20 protein-coding genes are annotated in these 18689 nt (G+C 41.9%); 9 read left to right on the forward strand and 11 right to left on the reverse strand.

The window, feature by feature from the left end; all coding sequences use genetic code 11:
- Positions 1-84: 84 nt before the first annotated feature.
- The gene (locus BV372_RS35405; protein WP_179198214.1) at positions 85-324 is read right to left on the reverse strand and encodes a hypothetical protein; all 240 of its coding nucleotides are present in this window, start codon (positions 322-324) and stop codon (positions 85-87) included.
- 64 nt (positions 325-388) lie between these two features.
- On the opposite strand from BV372_RS35405, the gene BV372_RS24095 reads away from it, so the two are divergent.
- The gene (locus BV372_RS24095; protein WP_086689082.1) at positions 389-1210 is read left to right on the forward strand and encodes an A24 family peptidase; all 822 of its coding nucleotides are present in this window, start codon (positions 389-391) and stop codon (positions 1208-1210) included.
- A gap of 575 nt (positions 1211-1785) precedes the next feature.
- On the forward strand, positions 1786-2736 hold the full coding sequence (gene accD / locus BV372_RS24100) for an acetyl-CoA carboxylase, carboxyltransferase subunit beta (RefSeq protein WP_086689027.1): 951 nt from the start codon (positions 1786-1788) through the stop codon (positions 2734-2736).
- A gap of 77 nt (positions 2737-2813) precedes the next feature.
- On the opposite strand, the gene BV372_RS24105 is transcribed toward accD, so the two are convergent.
- Positions 2814-4211, reverse strand: coding sequence for an MFS transporter (locus tag BV372_RS24105; protein WP_086689028.1), 1398 nt, complete (start codon positions 4209-4211; stop codon positions 2814-2816).
- A 174-nt stretch (positions 4212-4385) separates the two neighbouring features.
- On the opposite strand from BV372_RS24105, the gene BV372_RS24110 reads away from it, so the two are divergent.
- Positions 4386-5621 (forward strand): ABC transporter substrate-binding protein, encoded by a 1236-nt coding sequence (locus BV372_RS24110; RefSeq protein ID WP_256973429.1) that lies wholly within the window; start codon positions 4386-4388, stop codon positions 5619-5621.
- Here the strand turns inward: BV372_RS24110 and BV372_RS24115 are convergent.
- The 9 genes from BV372_RS24115 to BV372_RS24160 all read right to left on the reverse strand — a co-directional run bounded on the left by BV372_RS24115 (position 5605) and on the right by BV372_RS24160 (position 13850).
- On the reverse strand, positions 5605-6870 hold the full coding sequence (locus BV372_RS24115; RefSeq protein WP_086689029.1) for a glycosyltransferase: 1266 nt from the start codon (positions 6868-6870) through the stop codon (positions 5605-5607). The genes BV372_RS24110 and BV372_RS24115 overlap by 17 nt on opposite strands.
- 11 nt (positions 6871-6881) lie before the next feature.
- Positions 6882-7451, reverse strand: a complete 570-nt coding sequence (locus tag BV372_RS24120; protein ID WP_086689030.1) for a Uma2 family endonuclease — start codon at positions 7449-7451, stop codon at positions 6882-6884.
- 82 nt (positions 7452-7533) lie between these two features.
- Positions 7534-7926 carry a type II toxin-antitoxin system VapC family toxin gene (locus BV372_RS24125; protein WP_086689084.1) on the reverse strand — a complete coding sequence of 131 codons (393 nt, stop codon included), beginning with the start codon at positions 7924-7926 and terminating at the stop codon, positions 7534-7536.
- Entirely contained in the window at positions 7923-8153 is a 231-nt protein-coding gene (locus BV372_RS24130; RefSeq protein WP_086689031.1) for a type II toxin-antitoxin system Phd/YefM family antitoxin, read from the reverse strand. Before BV372_RS24130 ends, BV372_RS24125 begins: the two co-directional genes overlap by 4 nt.
- Before the next feature lie 106 nt (positions 8154-8259).
- Entirely contained in the window at positions 8260-9381 is a 1122-nt protein-coding gene (locus tag BV372_RS24135; RefSeq protein WP_086689032.1) for a glycosyltransferase family 9 protein, read from the reverse strand.
- Positions 9382-9462: 81 nt separating this feature from the next.
- Positions 9463-10905 (reverse strand): glycosyltransferase, encoded by a 1443-nt coding sequence (locus BV372_RS24140; RefSeq protein ID WP_086689033.1) that lies wholly within the window; start codon positions 10903-10905, stop codon positions 9463-9465.
- A gap of 26 nt (positions 10906-10931) precedes the next feature.
- Positions 10932-11498 (reverse strand): Uma2 family endonuclease, encoded by a 567-nt coding sequence (locus BV372_RS24145; protein WP_086689034.1) that lies wholly within the window; start codon positions 11496-11498, stop codon positions 10932-10934.
- Positions 11499-11677: 179 nt separating this feature from the next.
- Positions 11678-13057 (reverse strand): tetratricopeptide repeat protein, encoded by a 1380-nt coding sequence (locus BV372_RS24150; RefSeq protein ID WP_086689035.1) that lies wholly within the window; start codon positions 13055-13057, stop codon positions 11678-11680.
- A 361-nt stretch (positions 13058-13418) separates the two neighbouring features.
- A complete protein-coding gene (locus BV372_RS24160) occupies positions 13419-13850 on the reverse strand; it encodes an ATP-binding protein (RefSeq protein WP_256973430.1) in 432 nt (143 codons plus the stop codon).
- 43 nt (positions 13851-13893) lie between these two features.
- On the opposite strand from BV372_RS24160, the gene BV372_RS24165 reads away from it, so the two are divergent.
- The 6 genes from BV372_RS24165 (at position 13894) to petE (ending at position 18080) form a co-directional block, all read left to right on the forward strand.
- Complete coding sequence (locus BV372_RS24165; protein ID WP_086689036.1) at positions 13894-14802, forward strand: carbohydrate ABC transporter permease; 909 nt, start codon at positions 13894-13896, stop codon at positions 14800-14802.
- Positions 14799-15635, forward strand: coding sequence for a carbohydrate ABC transporter permease (locus tag BV372_RS24170; RefSeq protein ID WP_086689037.1), 837 nt, complete (start codon positions 14799-14801; stop codon positions 15633-15635). The genes BV372_RS24165 and BV372_RS24170 overlap by 4 nt, the downstream gene beginning before the upstream one ends.
- 293 nt (positions 15636-15928) lie before the next feature.
- Entirely contained in the window at positions 15929-16168 is a 240-nt protein-coding gene (locus BV372_RS24175; RefSeq protein WP_086689038.1) for a hypothetical protein, read from the forward strand.
- 86 nt (positions 16169-16254) lie between these two features.
- Positions 16255-16746: a photosystem II cytochrome c-550 gene (gene psbV / locus BV372_RS24180; RefSeq protein WP_086689039.1), complete on the forward strand. Its 492-nt coding sequence runs from the start codon at positions 16255-16257 to the stop codon at positions 16744-16746.
- A gap of 162 nt (positions 16747-16908) precedes the next feature.
- Positions 16909-17406 (forward strand): photosystem II cytochrome PsbV2, encoded by a 498-nt coding sequence (gene psbV2 / locus BV372_RS24185; RefSeq protein ID WP_086689040.1) that lies wholly within the window; start codon positions 16909-16911, stop codon positions 17404-17406.
- Positions 17407-17663: 257 nt separating this feature from the next.
- On the forward strand, positions 17664-18080 hold the full coding sequence (petE, locus tag BV372_RS24190; protein ID WP_086689041.1) for a plastocyanin: 417 nt from the start codon (positions 17664-17666) through the stop codon (positions 18078-18080).
- The last annotated feature ends 609 nt before the right edge of the window (positions 18081-18689 follow it).

Here is an 18689-nt window from a genome sequence, read left to right on the forward strand (position 1 = left end):
GTCGTGTGGTGAGGCAGTCCGATCTTGGGGGTTCCCCCCAGGAGGAACTGCCGAAAGGGTCTCCCGGCTTGAAGAGCCACTGCGTTACGGAGGACAGTTGCGTGGTGAGGCAATGCGGTCTTGGGGGTTTCCCCCATGAGCAATTGCCGAAAGGGTTTCCCACGCCAGTCCGCACAACGGGGGGAACCCCCGCAAGCGGCTGGCTCGACTTGAGCAAACTGTCCGTTGGGGTTCCCCCCGTTGACGCAAGTGGCGTCGAACTGGCGTTGAGCGGAGGACACCTTCGTTCAGACTTTGTAACAAAGGACACAGAGCTAATGACAAATAACAAATGACAAATGACTAATCACAAAGTACAAATGACACAGGACTAATGACTAATGACTATATGGACATTTTGATGATCGCCCCGGCGAGTGTGATTGTCTTCGCCTTGGGTGCATCTATTGGCAGCTTTATCAATGTTGTAGTTTATCGGCTACCGGCTGGCTTGTCGGTTCTTTGGCCTCCCTCCCGTTGTCCCCATTGCCTCAACCAGCTGAAAGCGCACGATAATGTACCAGTGTTCGGTTGGCTGTGGTTAAAAGGTCGGTGTCGTTATTGTAAAAGCAAGATTTCTGTCCGCTATCCTGTGGTAGAAGCATTAACGGGCATAATCTTTCTGCTAGTTTTTTTATTATTTAAAGTTTCTATTTTAACAATTGGATATTGGGCTTTTTGCAGCTGGTTATTAGCCCTATCACTCATTGACTTAGATACGATGACTTTACCCAACCAACTTACTCAGTCAGGTTTGGTATTGGGAATTATATTTCAAATAGTTATCGGGTTTTTCCCAGATGGTAGCTGGGTGGGGTCGATCAAACATTTAATGATGGGGATTGTCGGTGCTGTGCTGGGCTTATGGCTATTTGATGCGATCGCTATTCTTGGTTCAATTGCTCTAGGTAAAACAGCAATGGGAGCAGGAGATGCCAAATTAGCCGCCATGATGGGGGCTTGGTTGGGTTGGAAATATTTGCTGTTAGCTGGGTTTATGGCCTGTGCCGTGGGAGCGTTAGTAGGCGTTGTCTCAATTACACTATCCCAGCGCAGATTTGGGCAAAAGATACCATTTGGCCCTTTTCTCGCTTTTGGGGCTGCGATCGCTCTATTTGGAGGCGAAGCGATTTTATCTGCTTACCTGCGGTTATTTTTTCCAGTAAGTTAAATATAGGAGGCAAAGACAAATTCAAAATTTAAAAAAACTACTTTTACATCTCATTAGTCCATCATAAGAAATTGCTACCCCCCATGACTGTAACCGTCATTACGCCATCTGTCCTTCAGATTTTGGTAATATCATCCTGTGACCAGTATTACCCTCTTAACGAGCTAAATGCTCATAACCTAGCAATACGAATGCTTGAATTGGGAGCAAGTATCCCCTGGAGGGGTTGGGGAAGGGCATCCTGCTGGGGGGTTAATATGCCAAGACTTTTGCCGATACCTTCACAAGATAAAACGAATAAGAGACTTGTATTGGCATAAGCATTTTCGTTAAGCTGGCAACCAAACATGCAAAATCAGGTCTGAATTGCTTACAAGCGTAATTTCACGATGTAGTCAATAGTCAAGAGCCACAACGGGATGAACAAGCGTGTCTTTCCCATAGCGGAGCCACCAAATACTCTGTATCCAATCCAAAGTCCCAAATCATGACTTTGGATTGGGGACTTTTTACCCTGTAATTCCTGTAGCTTCTTGACCCGGTTTCGACCTCATTACCTACTTGATAAGATAAAAATGGCAAACAACGAAGAATCACGCGGTTTAAAGTCACTATTGGATTGGTTTGCAAATCGGCGGAAATCTGGAACTATCAGCCTCGAACGTCAAGAACGTGAAATTGCTGATGGATTATGGCATAAGTGCTCTAAGTGTGGTGTGTTGGCGTATACAAAAGACCTAAAAGCAAATCAGATGGTTTGTGTTGAGTGCGGTCATCATAATCGGGTGGATAGCGATGAACGCATCCGCCAATTAATCGATCAAAACACTTGGAGACCGATGGACGAGCATCTGCGTCCCACCGATCCCCTGCAATTTCGCGATCGCAAACCCTACAGCGATCGCCTGCGGGAAATGCAGGAAAAAATCGGCTTAATAGATGCAGTTAAAACTGGGTTGGGTCAAATTAACGGTTTGCCCGTTGCTCTAGGAGTCATGGACTTCCGGTTCATGGGTGGAAGCATGGGTTCAGTCGTGGGTGAAAAACTTACCCGCATGATTGAGCAAGCAACTCAGGGACGTTATCCGGTAATTATCGTCTGTACTTCTGGTGGAGCAAGGATGCAAGAAGGAATGCTCTCCCTGATGCAGATGGCTAAAATCTCCGCCGCCCTCCAACGCCATCGCGACGCCAAACTTTTATATATTCCCATTTTGACTCATCCTACTACTGGTGGTGTCACAGCCAGTTTCGCCATGTTGGGCGATATCATCCTCGCAGAACCAAAGGCTACCATTGGTTTTGCTGGTCGGCGAGTGATAGAGCAAACCATCCGCGAAAAACTGCCAGAGGAATTTCAAACTGCTGAAGATTTGCTCAAGCATGGTTTTGTCGATGAAATCGTTCCCCGTACTCAGTTAAAGAATACTCTCGCCCAGCTGATTGCTTTGCATCAGCCCGTACCCACCGCCCCTCACATGGTTTTGTGGGAGAGCATGAGCTTGAGTTCTACCGTTGCTGAATAAGAAAAGTGAGGGATGAGGGAAGGGAGACAAGGAAGAAAATGCACCCCTTCGCCTCTGCTCCCTCTGCTCCCCACCGCCTAATGCGGTTCTTTAACAAACATCAGGGGCACGATCGCTATTAGGCGACACACGCTAGACAGGGCAAACAATCCTAGTAAACCTCCCTGTTCGGCAAATTGGGCGATAAAGCTACCAATAGTTGTGCCCAAAGCACCACTCACTCCAGCTACAGCCGATGCGATCGCAAAATAGATAGACTGATTTTTTACTGGTGCAATTCCTAGCTGCATATTGTTATTGCACAAATCGATTGCCGCCCAAGTCCCTCCAGTAAAGATGTGTAATAGCGGCAACCACAGCCAAATATTCCAACTATTAGCACTCACACCCATCCACAACAACGGTGTTAGTGCAACCAAAATTCCAATCAAGATGAGAATCCGGCGATTGCCGATTTTGTCTGCCAATTTACCCCACAGAACAATCAAAAGCATATTTGCTCCAGCCTGAAGGCTACCGTAGAGCGTCACATAACTCACATCTAGATGAAGCTGCTCTAGCAAGTAGAAGTTGAAAAAAGGAGCGCTGATGTTCACAGCCAGCATCCAGAAGCCGAAATAGAGCAGAAACCTTAAAAAGTTACAGTTACTCCAGATGCTAGTGAACTCGTTTGCTGGAGTAACTGTTGGCTGTAAAGTGACAGAACTTTCACTGATTTGCTGGCACTTTACAAGAGTACTGTTTTGCAATGCGGGATTCATGTCTGTCTGGAAGTACTGACATCCCAAGCTAATTAGCCCGAAGATGATACCTACAAGCAGAACTACCCCGTAACCTTGTAGAGTTCCACCATACCAATGTGATACAGCTAGCCCCGCTAAAGGTACGCAGAGCAAATTAGTCAAGCTAGCTGCACTATTACGAATACCAAAATACCTGCCGCGCAATCTCCGAGGCACAATCATCGCTAGCCAACTCAGCCATGATGCGCTTCCTAGTCCTCCTAAAAGACCGCTGAACAGGACAACTAACAGGGTTAATAATACTAACTGTCCAGAAGTCAGTCCAATCCAGCTTGAGCCGATAATGCCAATACCGAGAATTAGCCACAGTAAGCGGGCAATGCCATGAGTTCTTAGAGAATAGTAGAAACGGCTGCTGCTGCGTTCCGATAAGTAAGCACCCAATGGCTGAACTAAATTCACCAGCATAGGGATAGATGACAGCATCCCAAATACCACTGGGCTAGCACCCAACTCCAACAGGAAATTGCTCAGTAAAATTCCACCAGTAGTTACACAGAAAACTGTCGCAAAGACAGCATCCAGACTTGAGGCTTTCAAACTGGTGCGAATAGCATCCTTATAAACTAGAGGATTGGGTTTTGCGGTAGAAGCCAGTGCTGATTGTGGCGTGATAATCTGGGGAATTTCCAGAGCCACAGGCGCGGCTGTTTCAATCGGAACAAAAGCCATAAATTAATGTTTTACGGATGACGTACCGTAGGATGAGTCTAGTTGCCGATAATTTCTCGTCATTCTATCTTGCCTCTCTCAATAAAAATTCAGATTCGTTAAACCTCAGTTATCAACTACAAACGATATAAGTAAGGACAGAGAAACTGTAATTATTACGTGATTAGAAGCAGGTTGTTCAAGTTTTTCGGATTGGCATTGGCGATCGCGATCGCCATTATTGGTTGCCACAGTCTATCACTACCAAGCGCATCCACAAAAGTTACTGTCAAACTTAGTGGCTGGGGAGGCAATCAAGTTGAGCAAAAACTCCTAAAACAGGTATTACAAGACTTTGAAGCACAGCACCCCAAGATCCAAGTCAAGTATGAGGTGATTTCCGACCAATACATGGACGTAATCAAAACTCGCTTGGTTGGGGAAGCCGCACCAGATGTTTTCTATCTGGATGCGCTGGAGGCTCCTTTCCTGATGAGTCAGGATGTTTTGGAACCGCTAGATGCTTATATCACCCCCGAATTTGACTTAGCAGACTTTGAAACTAACCTACTCAATAGCTTCAAATACCAGAACCAAATTTACGGTTTCCCCAAAGACTATTCCACCTTGTCGCTGTTTTACAACAAAAAAGCCTTCGCCACCGCAGGCTTGGCTAGTCCGCCAACTACTTGGGATGAATTACGCAGCTACTCTCGGCAGTTAACAGGCAAACTCAACAAATACGGCTTTGGGGAAATTCCCGAGCTAGCACGTCAAGCTTACAAAATCAAAGCCTTTGGCGGGCAAATTATTGGTCAAAATGATTACGCCAGCTTTGCCAGAGAAGGGGGTTTGCAGGGATTGCGGTTGGTAGTAGATCAGTATCAAAAAGACCGTTCCTCCGCCCAAAAATCGGATGTGGGAACAAGTTCAGGTAGCGAAATGTTTGGTCAGAATAAGGTGGCAATGGTGATTGAAGGCAACTGGGCAATTCCTTACCTGAATGACACTTTTCCCAATCTGGAGTTTGCTACCGCAGAATTGCCGACAATTAATGGCATAAAAAACACTATGGTTTTTACTGTTGCCTACGTGATGAATAAACAAGCAAAACACAAAGCCGAAGCTTGGGAATTAATTTCCTATCTTACAGGTAAGGAAGGTATGCAAAAGTGGACAGGAACAGGGTTTGCACTACCTACCCGGAAATCTGTAGCAGAGAAATTAGGCTATGACAAAGATCCTTTGCGATCGCCATTTGTCAGTGGTGTGGCCTACGCTACACCTTGGCAAGCAGGCAAATATCCAGCTGCGATCGTGAATAACTTTGATAACCAGTTTATTAGCGCCTTGTTAGGGCAACAACCATTAAAGCAGGCAATGATACGGGCAGAAAATGAAGCTAACAAGCAAATCAAAGCGATGCAGTAATCTGCTCAATCGCATCACACGCCATCCCAACCCCATTTTCTGCTTGAATGATACGTCCGATTTCTGCTGCTTTAGCTGTATAGTTGGGATTTTCTAATAATTCACGTAACTCCTTAGCTACTCGTGCCGCTAAATACTGCTTACGGGAAATATTACGCGAAGTTCCTAGACGTTCAACTCTTGCTGCATTGTCTGGTTGGTCATGGCTATAGGGCATCACCAGTGTTGGACAACCTGCCCGTAATGCTTGAGCCGTTGTACCAATGCCACCTTGATGCACAATTGCACAAGCACGAGGAAAAATCTGAGAATATGGCGCATAGTTCACAGCAATAATCTCTTGTGTGAGGTTCTCTGGAGGCGCATTCTTGCCAATCAGCAAAACTGCACGCCGATTTAGGAGCTTTGCAGCTGCGATGCTCTCTTGGTAAAAGCTACCAGGAGCCATGACTGCGGCTGAACCAAGGGTAAAAACGATTGGCGGTTCACCTGAATTCAAAAATTGCGTGAGTTCTGGTGTCAGTTCCACTCCGCTCTCGTTGCCATCATAAAATGTAAATCCTGTAATGACCGTATTTACCGGCCAATCAGGTTGAGGCTTGGCGAATGCTGACGAGAACATTGCTAGCACAAGGTAGGGAGAATACTTATCATCAATGAAGGGATTGCCAACGAGTGCAGGTAAGCCTAGTTCACGCCGCAGTTGATGAATCGGTTCCGCCCAAGATTTAGCAACTACTTTTGATAATTGAATAATGCCTCGGTTGATAACAGAACCAAACCCGCGCAGTTTGGCTAGAAATGGAAATACAGGGATTACCGATGGGTCGTAAACAGAGAGAAATGAGGCAGGTTGCAGGACAGCGAACGCCCACGGAATCCCTAATTTTTCTGCAACCAACCGAGCCGCCACGACCCCTTCACCCGTAACGATCAAGTCTGCATCTTTTCCACTGTTGATTAAATCTGTGTAGGTTTCACGTAAATTCGCGACAACCCAATTTTTGATGACATATTCTGTACCCGCTTTTAAATCCATCATCCGTGTCATCTCTTGAGGATCACTCAAAGCAGTATTGTCAGGGCGCATCCGATAAAACTCGAATCCCAAAGCTGTAATTTTGCTTTCATATTCTTTGTGCGTTGCAAATACTACATCATGACCACGCTTTTGTAATTCCAGTGCGATCGCAATTTTGGGATGCAGATCGCCAAAAGAACCTATGGTGGTTAAAACAATACGACTCACTCTTTTAGCCTTCAGCCTTCTTTGACTATCTGTTCTGCGGTCAGTTCCAGGGTTCCTAACTCTGGGGAAATGATGGGTTCGCTTCCTTGGTAAACCTTATCCTCATATAATCCATCAACCCATGCCAAAATTGTTACCTGTTGTTGAATCGGGTCTACAATCCAATATTCGGCAATCTCGCGTGCAGCGTACTCCGAACGCTTATGGCGATAGTCTTGGTTCTCCTGTTTGGGACTGACGACTTCGACAACTAGGCGCGGCGGGGGCATATCATGGGTGATAATGGATCGACTAGCGCCTTCTAGGGCTGTTGCAGCTGCTTCTGAAAGTACAACCAAATCAGGAAGGCGAACCGTAGCTACAGCACCACTGACTGCAATCTCTAGCCCAATTCTCAATTTGTAGTAAGGAATGCCATAACGTAGAAAATAAGCGAGTAACAGCATCACAATTCGCTGGTTGAGGTCGCTTTCTGAGGGCATTTCTACCAATTCTCCGTTCACTAATTCATACCGGGTGTCTGTCCCGTTGTCATAGTTCAGGTATTCTTCTAGAGTCATGCGTTGGGTGGAGACTGTCATGAGAGCGTTTCTCCTACTACTATTTTTGCTGTATGCCGAGGGCATCTGATAACTTACAGTTCTTTCCTTTGCCTTCAGCAATCTACCAAATTACCTCTAAGTAGAAATTTGCTATTTCTTTATCTGCTGTAATTATTGCAGCTTGATGACTTCTAGCTAGTGCTACAACGACTCGATCTACTGGATCTCGGTGACTCCATTCTAACCGGACACTTTCCAGCCAAATATTTTCATCAATGGGTACAATCTGAACGACACTGGACTTTTTCAGCGTTGTTACGTACTCGTTAAGATTGACCCCTAAATCTAGTTTTTGATTTTTGATTTTGATAGAGATTTCCCATATAGCTATAGACGGAACTAAACCATTTTTATCCCGTTCCATCTGATTGCATACCTCCTTGGCTCGTTCAGAAAGTTTTGCTGGGTCTAAACTCCACCAGATGAGGGCGCAGGTATCAAGAACTATCTTCACAATTCTGCCCATTCCTCAGTGGTTGGTGTCGTTAAATCTTCAAAGTACTTTACTTTACCGCGCATCTCCCCGAATAACTCCTCTGTTGAAAGTGTTTGTGCGTATTTGGAAATTTTGACGACAGGCTTACCGCGATCGGTAACTACAATTTCTTCTCCTTCTGACTCTACGAGTCGTAGGAACTCTAGTAGTTGAGCTTTGAGTTTAGTTTTAGAAATAGATTTCATAATGACTATAGTCATGACTATAGTCATAGTCTCATAAAAAATCTAGACACACTATCCCTCTGTGAGTTCTTCTCTAAACAGCGATCGCTCTTTTGGTTGACTTCTGTTAATCAATCTCTAGAAGCTCTTTGAGATAATTAATAACTATTTGGGGAGCTAGGTGAGTCATGCAAGGATGATTTTCAACCAAGCAGAACTTATTTTTAAAATGATGCTCTTGACAAATGGTACACTTAAAATCTGACAGGGCTATTTTTACATGGGGTTGTCGGGGTGCCCAAAGCCTAATTGGACTAGCACCGTCACCATCTGCGTCATTACCAAAAATTGCCACTGTGGGACAGCCAACAGCAGCAGCAATGTGCAGCAGCCCACTGTCGAGAGTAATACAGACCTTCGCCTGGCGGCATGTACCTGCTAATTCAGTCAACGAGGTTTTCCCTCTTAGGTCGATCAAGGACGTTTCTTTTAACAAGTCCGCTTCTGTATTATTGGAATAGTATAAAGTCTGCTGAATTTTTGGACTACTACCGACTAAGCCAACTGTGAGTCCTTGACTTTCACACCACTTAATTACTTGTTTCCAGTAGCTGACTGGCCACATTTTGGCAGGGCGCGTGGCTGTAACACTAATGATTACATCAGGGACAAGAAAATTTGGCTGTTTGCTAGGTAATTCTAATTTAAAAAAATCGGTTTCTACATAGGCAATTCGGCAGAAAATTTCACTGATATAGTTACTACTAAGAATCTCTTGATGTCTTTGGATAAATTCTCGACTGTTCCAGTCTGGATCGCTAATAATCTTCTGTACCGGATCGTGACTAGCGTCTAACTTGAGGCGAAAATCTTCAGATAACGCACCTCCTGCAACATAAGTAGGGCGGATAGCAGTAACCGTAACTAAATTAATTTCACTAAATTCATCACAATTAATTGCTAAATCATAAGAACCAGCAACTTCACAACGTTGGCGAACAGCTTGAGCAAGGGTTTCAAGAAAGTCTGGATTGTCAGTATAAAGTGAAAATCGCCAGTCAATATATGGACTATGAATTTCAAAATCCTTGGTAATTTCACTGCCAAAAAAATCTAATGTGCAATGAGGATATTTTTCTTTCATGCCTCTTAACAGAGGTGTAGTTACGACGAAATTTCCTACCTTAGTTGAAGAAAAAATAGCTATATGAGGATTGGAGCGCAAAGGTTGATTAGAAAAAATTTCCATAACAATAAAATATGACAACAGTCTCTTAGATTCCCGACTTCTTAAAGAAGTCGGGAATCTTTTTACTTTTTACTAAATTATCTAGCTAGTAAGTTTTTGAATAATAACCTGATAATCCTTATATATAATCTGAATTTTATCTCTAAAAATTGTTAAAAAAGCATCTATAGCCAGCTTAGGGTGTTGAGTGAGATTATCCTGAACTTCAGGCCAATTGTAATCATCAAATATTATTACTCCTTTGAGTTTAACTAAACGCCAACCCAAGACAGCATCTTCAAGAACATCAGAGGCTATATGAGAACCATCAATATATAGAAAATCATAAGTATCTATAGGCAGTGTTCGCAAGACTTCCTGAGAGATACCAACAACTTTTTCAACTTTAGAAGCCGAGCCTGTTAGAGCTATATTGAAATCAAATCTTTTCTCTAGAGATTTAATGCAATCTGGATCTAAATTTTGATGCTCACAACTTCCCTCAAATGTATCTATACAGGTAATTTTGGCTGATTCATGAGTCAAGATATTCTCAAGCAGCCAACAAGTAGATCTTCCTTCCCAACTGCCTATTTCTAAAAATTTGAGGTTGGGTAAGTTTGCAAAGTTTTTTAATACCTGTTCCCAAAAATGAATATGAATACTAAACCAATCTTGAGTAAATTGATAACCTTTATATAAACACTTTTTTAAATATTGCTTGCGTTGTAAATATAAAAAATGTTCCTCTTCAATTTTATAAGATTGCTCCAATAAATTTGGCTCTATATGATATAGTTCTTGAGATTCACCTGGCGGTAATTGAAACCTCGTAATTTGTTTATCAAATGCATTATCAGGATATCGGATATATTCGACAGTTTCTAAGTTAGTTTTGCCAATAGTAAAAAATTTTGAGAGCAAAGCCTGATAAGCACAATCTTCCGTTTTAGTTTGTTTATGTATCTCATCTTCAAAAAATCCCTCAATAAACTCATGACACTCTCTCCTAACGCACAAGTTTAGAGGTAGACTTTTTTCGATAGCATCTTGCCAATATGGATGAATTTTATCTTGAGTTTTGACCTTAGACCTAATTACATCAAAACGCTTTTCTGGCAATTTGATTGTCAAGTTATAATTATCACTTGCAAGTTGAAAAGATGAAATATTTGCAGGCTTATCTTGTAATAGCATAAAGCAGACATAGATATGTTCTGGTAAAAATAAATCGTCTGCATCACAAAAAAATATAATTTCACCCTGGGAATTTTTTACGCCTGTATTTCTAGCTGCTCCTGCACCTCGATTGAAACTGTGTTTTACGACATTACAAAAAGAGTTTTGGCAGACAAACTCATCCACAATAGATAAAGTATTATCAGTTGAAGCATCATCAACAATAACTATCTCCGCATTAATTAGCTGCGAATGAAGGTAGCTTTTCTGGAAAAAATCAATGCTCTGGCTAATACTGTCTAGGGTTTTGACTACAACATTCTCACAATTAAATGCTGGTACTATAACTGAAAAAGAACTGAGCATATTAAATTTCCTGAATTTGCGTAAGCCTATTCAAAAACTACATCTTCGTAAAGCTCTGCTATTGTTCCTTCAAAATTAATACTGTGTAGTCGAAATGATGTATTTTCTGCTGTGTAGGACTGTAAAACCCACAGTCCTTCATGATTACGGCGAAAACACTCAATTCGCTGACGTTTGGTGTTAATTAAAACGTACTCTTGCAGACTTTCTAAAGTTTGATAATCAGCAAATTTGTCTCCCCGATCAAAGGCTTCTGTAGAGTTAGATAAAACTTCGACAATTAAACAAGGAAATTTTTTATATGCAGGAGTTTCCTGATCTCGTTGATCGCAAGTAACCATCACATCGGGATAGTAATATCGATTTAGAGTTTCGATACGTGCTTTCATGTCAGCAATGTACACACGACAGCCTGAACCGCGTACATGATTACGAAGCAGAGCAAAAATGTTCCCAGCTATAGTAACGTGGGGGTCAAGCGCTCCAGCCATTGCGTAAATATAGCCCTCAATGTATTCGTGTTTGATGTCGCTTTTTTCCTCCATTTGGAGATATTCTTCAGGGGTAAGGTAGATTTCAGGAGAAGCAATCATATTTAAAACCTCAAGCTTAAGCAATGGGTAAATCTTGATGTATTTTCTAGAATAACCTTTGTGAGCGATCGCCTACTCCCAATTTGATAGATCTATCCCACTAATCAGTTAAATACATAACCTTTTAAAACTAAAAATTATTCCCACATCCTAGAAATATTCAAGATATTAATTAATGGCTAGACTGGGATAACTTCCGCCAATCTCTGTTTCACTTGATAAAAAACACTTTTCCAATCACCTCGACGCGTTTGGCGGAATAAACGCATGGTAGGATACCAAGGCGTTTCCTTACCTGCTAATTGCCAACGCCAATCGGGAATTAAAGGCAATAATACCCATACAGGTTTGCCCATTGCGCCAGCTAAGTGTGCTACGGCTGTATCGACGGTAATGACTAAATCTAATTGCTGAATAACGCTAGCTGTATCGACAAAATCATTCAGTAAATGACTCAAATCATGAACGCGATACCTTCGGTGGGCTTTGCCTACGCAGTTTAGCCAAGGTTGAATCTGAGACGCATCATCCCCAACTTGCAAGCTATACAAAGAGACATTACCTACTTCTAATAAATCTATCAATAATTCTGGTGAGCACGACTTTTTTTGATGAAATTGAGGATTAAGTTTACCTGCTGACCAGACAATGCCAATGCGATATGCTTTAGATGCGGGAATAATACATCGAGAAGGTAACGGATTTGGTGCAAATATATAAGGAATAGTTCTAGGGATGGTATCAAAGGTAGTGTTGAAAATCCGAGGTAAGCTCATCAGCGAAGCGTGATAATCATAGGCATAGATATTACAAGAGTTTTTGTTTATAACTTCAAACTTTTCTTGCAGATATTCTTGAAACAGCACTATTAAAGCTGGCTCGATACTAAAGACAACCTTAGCGCCTCGTTCTCGCAATAACTTCGCATAGCGAGAAAATTGAATCGCATCGCCTAGACCTTGTTCATTCCAGAGAACAATAGATCTTCCCTGAAGATCTGAACCATCCCACATAGATTTTTTAGGTTTTACATGGAGAAATGTTTCTGTTGATAATCTCCACTCAAATTCTGCAAAACCTTCACAAAATCTACCTTCTGATAGCAAAACAATTCCCAAATTAGTATGAGCTTCAGCAAAGTCAGGTTGTAACTGAATTGTCTTTTGATAAGCTGTTCTCGCTTGAGGTAATTTCCCTTGTTCATGATAAGCAAAACCAAGGTTGTAATAAGTATTAACATTATCATGTTGAAGTATCAGTGCTTTTTGATAAAGTAAAATAGCTTGTTGAAAATCTCCTTGTTTTTGATAAATATTCCCTAAATTGATATGGAAAATAGCTGATTCGGGATTGATTTCTAGAGATTTATTGATGAATTCAATCGCAGTTTCGTATTGCTTATGTTGTTCAGCAATCAGTCCTAAAAAATGCCAAGCATTAGCGTTATCTGGTTGCTGCTGTAACACTTGCTGAAAACAACTTTGTGATGCTTGCAATTGTCCAGATTGATAATGCTTGTTGCCTAATGTAAGCTGCTTGTGGATTTGGTCATAATTCATTTTTATGGGTAATCATAGAATGGTTGTTTGCTGCTAAACGCTCATCTTTGTAGGGAAGATGAAAGTCTAAGGAATTAGATAGTGTGAGAATTTGCTAACTAGGACGAAAAATTATCTAACGCTGCCGAAAAAATAAGAATAGACAAGTTGAAATGTAAGCGAGCCATAGCACACATGTACTAACTAGCAGCAGTCTGCGAGAATACGGGTGTATTTTCAACTTGTTTAACACTAGTAGGATCTCCAGAAGCCTAAAATTTTTTACTATACATAATTATTTTCAGTTATTATTTCTCCTATTCCGTGCAGATGTTTATTTCAAATACTTTCCCTACGAGCGATCGCCACCTTTATCCTACTCTTAAGCCAATCCCCATTCCAACTTTAGGGTTTCCAGCTTAGGATTCTTCACAGTTAATCGCTTACACTCCTCCAAAAATTCTTTTACCTGTTCTTCGTTAAGAGTCAACCCACCATCTTGGAGGTTATTAATGTAAGTGATGATATCTGAAGTTGTCAGAGATGAACTTATTTCTTCTAGCAAGATAGCGTTTCTGACTTCTCTGCACACTAATTCGATATCAGATGAGGTAAATCTTGAACTTTTATCGGCTAAAATTTCAAAATTAATTATCTGAGCAAAATCAATTTTTGCTAAATAGTGTTTAAATAAATCTGTTCTTTCAGATTCATCTGGTGGGAAGATAGGAATCTTCCAATCTAATCTGCCAGAACGTTTCAAAGCACTATTAATCTCACTTAAAGAGTACGATAAATAATCATGCACAACCATTCGCTACAGCTGGGTTGATGCGCGATTAAGCGGAGGTTTACTTGTGTTTGAAATTAGCAGGCGGCACAGAAAACCCAGGTGGAACATCACAGAAAACCTGGCTGGATATCTATTTATGATGCCCACTATCGTGGTTTTAGGGATTTTTGTGGTCTTGCCAATTCTTTATGCTGTCTTCCTTTCCCTCCACAAAGTCCAACTTCTGGGCGGGATTAACTACCAGTTCATCGGCTTTCGCAATTTCACGCGCTTGCTTGATGATGAACGAGTTTGGATTGCTTTGAGAAATACAGCAGAATATGTAGCAATTGTAGTTCCAACTCAAACTATCCTCGCCTTAGTCTTAGCAGTCACACTGAATTCTGGCATTCGTGGCAAAAACTGGTGGCGCATCCTTTATTTTTTGCCAACAGTCACTTCTTCTGCTGTGCTGACGCTGATTTTCATGTGGATTTACAATACCGATGGGCTACTTAATGATTTTCTCGCTTCTCTAGGGCTACCTACATATAACTGGTTAGGAGATCCAGCTGTTGCTCTCAAAGGCATCATAATCATGAATATTTGGTCAACAGCACCGTTTTATATGGTGATTTACCTAGCGGCGTTGCAGGATATCCCCCAGTCACTTTACGAAGCCGCAGAACTTGATGGGGCGAATGGGTGGCAAAAGTTTATTCATGTTACTATCCCCATACTCAAGCCTGTCACCTTCTTTGTCATAGCTATGGGAGTGATTGGCACGTTTCAACTATTTGATCAGTCTTATATTTTTTCTGGTGGGACTGGCGGGCCAAACAATGCCACCCTAACCGTGGTACTACTAATTTACCAAGCTGTATTTCGGAATTTACAGATGGGTTATGCAGCTGCAATCGCTTTTTTATTAGCAGCGATTATTATTGCGATCGCTTTGATTCAGCAGCGACTCTTTGGAGGTGAAAGACCTTGACTAACATCTCTCGCTTTTCCTGGCTCAGAGTACTGCTATATGTCTTACTCACGATTTATGGTGTAATCACTCTAATTCCTTTTTTGTGGGCACTCTCTGCATCATTCAAGCCCTTATCAGAAATAGTCGGGGGTGCGCCTAATTTCCTCCCAAAAAATTTCACTCTGGACAACTACAAGCAAATATTCTTACAGGAACCCTTGTTTTGGCGCTGGCTATTTAACAGTGTGCTAATTGCCGTTAGCGTTACAATTTTAAACTTGCTACTTAACTCAATGGCAGGTTACGCCTTAGCCAGACTCCGCTTTGCCGGGAAACGCTTTTGGTTCTTGCTGATTCTGGCAGTTTTAGCAGTTCCAGCCCAGATTACCCTGATTCCTACCTTTTTGATTTTAAAAGCGATCGGTTGGTTGAATTCTTACCAGGGCATGATTGTACCTAGTATGGTCAATGCCACTTTCATTTTTATGATGCGGCAGTTTTTCGTTAATTTTCCCAGGGAATTAGAAGAAGCCGCGCAACTAGATGGCTTAAATACCTTGGGGATTTTTCGGCATATTGTCTTACCTTTAGCAAAACCAGCCTTAGCAGCACAAGCAGTTTTTGTATTCATGGGTAGCTGGAATAATTTCTTGCTACCTGTGGTAATTTTATTTGACCCAGAAATGTTTACTCTCCCTTTAGGACTAAACACCTTCAAAGGTCAATACATCAGCTATTGGAACTACATCATGGCTGCTTCTATGGTGTTCACCTTACCAGCTTTAGGAATATACGCCTTTTTCAACCGCTACTTTATTCAAAGCGTCACATTTACTGGTGGAAAAGGGTAATTGTCATCTGTCATTAGTCATTTGTCATTTGTCCTTTGTCCTTTGTCATTTCTCCCCCTGCTTACCCTAATCTCCCTCATCCCCTTGTCCTCCTTGTCCCATTTCTCCCCACCCTCTCCCACACTCCCCACACTCCCTTATCCCCCTTGTCTCCCTTGTCCTCCTTGTCCTCTTAATCCCTCGTCCACGATCCCCACTGGAACTAGAACCGTATTTTGGGCGACAAATTGCACTCTTAACATGATATTGGTATTACAGCGACTCAATCTCTATATATCAGTTAACAAAACATTATGGGTGTTGCAGACCTATCGATCGCAGAGATAGCAACAGACTACAGTATTCCTGTGGCTAAAGGGTTTTCTCTGTACAACCACCTCTTAATTGCCGATAAACACCAAAAGACCCATTTGGCGTTGGAGGCTGCAAAGGCAATTATTTCGCAATTATTGTCTGAGAAACACCCAAAAGGTACTAGCGACTTGATGGGTACTACCGAAGCCACCAGAAGGGCTATTTGGGGCTTTGGTTGATAGCTCATGGCAAAGAAAAATTAGCAACATGGAGATTGAGTAACGCTAACTAGCTGTGTTGAGTGTCAAAATCTTTAAGGGGAAACATGTTTAGAAGATTAATTGGCGTTGTTGTAGCTACTGTTTTGCTAACGTTTCAGTTGATTGTCGGTAGCGCGACAGCTGTAGAACTGGATGCAGCCACCCGAACCGTAACATTAAATGATAAGGGTGATACCACTGTACTCAGCTTGAAAGAAGTCAAAGAAGGTAAACGCTTATTTCAATACGCTTGCGCTCAATGTCATGTAGGGGGCGTCACCAAGACTAACCAAAACGTGGGACTTGAGCCAGAAGCACTAGCACTGGCAACACCAAACCGTAACAATATTGAAGGCTTGGTGGACTATATGAAGAATCCTACTACTTATGACGGTGAAGAAGAGATTTCTGAATTACACCCCAGCACCAAGAGTGCAGATATTTTCACTGAAATGAGAAATCTCACAGACGAAGACTTGAAAGCGATCGCTGGTCATATTCTTCTGCAACCAAAAGTCGTTGGCCAGAAGTGGGGAGGTGGCAAAATTTATTACTAAAGTTAGTAATTAGTACTGAGTACTGAGATCTGGGTACTGAGCAAAGGGACAGGGGATTTTGGAAGACCCACTCTCAAATCCCCACTTCCTATAAGACTCAGAACTCAGAACTCGGAACTCAGTACATTTTGACGCACCTCACTATATCTCAACTAGCTGCTAATGCTGTATCGATTATGTGCTCGTTATCTCTTCCTAGTTCTAGTTATTGTCTTGGTGGACTATAACAGCAGTACTTTACCCGCCCAAGCTGCCAATATCGATCCTTATATAGGACGGTATTTACATGTCACTGAGCCAATTGCCCTAGATGTAGATGGACAAGGCAATACTCGTCTATTTTCACCATTAGAGTTGTCTGCTGGTAAACAACTGTTTGAAAACAACTGCATTAATTGTCATGTTGGTGGTGCAACTTTGCCCAATCCCCAAGTATCTTTGTCTGTTGAAACACTTAAGGGTGCTAATCCGCCCCGCGATCGCATTAACGCTCTTGTTGCCTTTATGCGCCAGCCAATGACCTATGATGGTAGTCAAGAAACTTATTGGTGTCGTCAGTTGACCCCTAAGTTTCTCTCGCAACAGCAAGTGGAAAGTTTAGCGGCTTTCATTCTCACAGCAGCACACAAGGCCCCTGGTTGGGGTACGGAAAATTTTTGAAAAGCCAGGAAGCTTTCCTAAAGAAAAAGTAAAATTCTTGCTTTTAGGATTTACCTTATGCTTACCTTGGGTGTCTTTAAACTAGACATATTTTGTTATATAGCACTCTAGTATTTATTCCTGATTGCACAAATTTTTACTATTTAATCTGCTTTATTATTTAAAAAAAAATTCATCTACGACGGTTTGTCATATTTAGTGTTGATTTTATTTAAAATAAGAAAGGGAAAATAAAAACCATTTGTTAGGAGAACGCCATGAAATTAATTGCGGCAAGCTTGCGGCGCTTCAGCCTAGCTGTCTTGACAATTCTTTTAGTTGTTAGCAGCTTCGCTGTTTTTACTCCCAGCGCATCAGCTGAAACATACCAAGTAAAACTAGGTAGTGATAAAGGACTACTAGCATTTGAACCCAAAAAAGTAACGATTAAACCAGGCGATACAATTGAATGGGTGAACAACAAAGTTCCTCCCCATAATGTTGTGTTTGATGCTGCCCTTAACCCCGCTAAGAGCGCTGATTTAGCTAAATCTCTGTCTCACAAGCAATTGTTGATGAGTCCTGGACAAAAACAAACAACCACATTCCCCACAGACGCACCTGCTGGTGAATACACCTTCTACTGCGAACCCCACCGTGGCGCTGGTATGGTTGGCAAAATCGTTGTCGAATAAGCTAGACACTAAATGATTTTCCTTGCTCCTGAGTAAAATTAGCACAGAGCAAACCACCATAATCCTACAGTGATGGATAATAAGCGGTGTCGAGTCCTATCCCTGCCTAGAATGCTGACTATTGCACAGGTTCGGTAATCGAGGAAGTGAGCTCGTCACCGCTAATTTTAATCAAAGGAAAGATAGGGAAGCTTCTAGTCTGAGTAAATAAGCTAATAATCATTCAAATTGCATCCCGTCTCCCGGTCTCCGCGTCTTTTTGAGGCTAAGGATTATGCAACTTATAGTAAGGTTCCTCTTCAGACACTACAATTCAAGATAGACCGCCACGGGCGTTAACCTAGCTCCTCCGTGACGAGGCTCGCGCCCACAACGAGGATATGAAAATCTTTACCCTTTTGTCTCCTACCCTCTGCTGATTTGAAAATAGATTGAAACTTTTTAATGCTAAACAAAATATAAGTTAAATGCTTATCCGGTCAATAGAGTTTATACGTTACAGAAATTAGCGCTTCATAGGGTAGAGTACACATAGTATTTGGTAATTTCTAAGGCTTCTAGCAGCTATAGAAAACTTACTGGAGAAGGTTTTGCAGTTGCCGAATGGTT

It is taken from the genome of Nostoc sp. T09, assembly GCF_002154695.1.
GTDB lineage: Bacteria > Cyanobacteriota > Cyanobacteriia > Cyanobacteriales > Nostocaceae > Aulosira.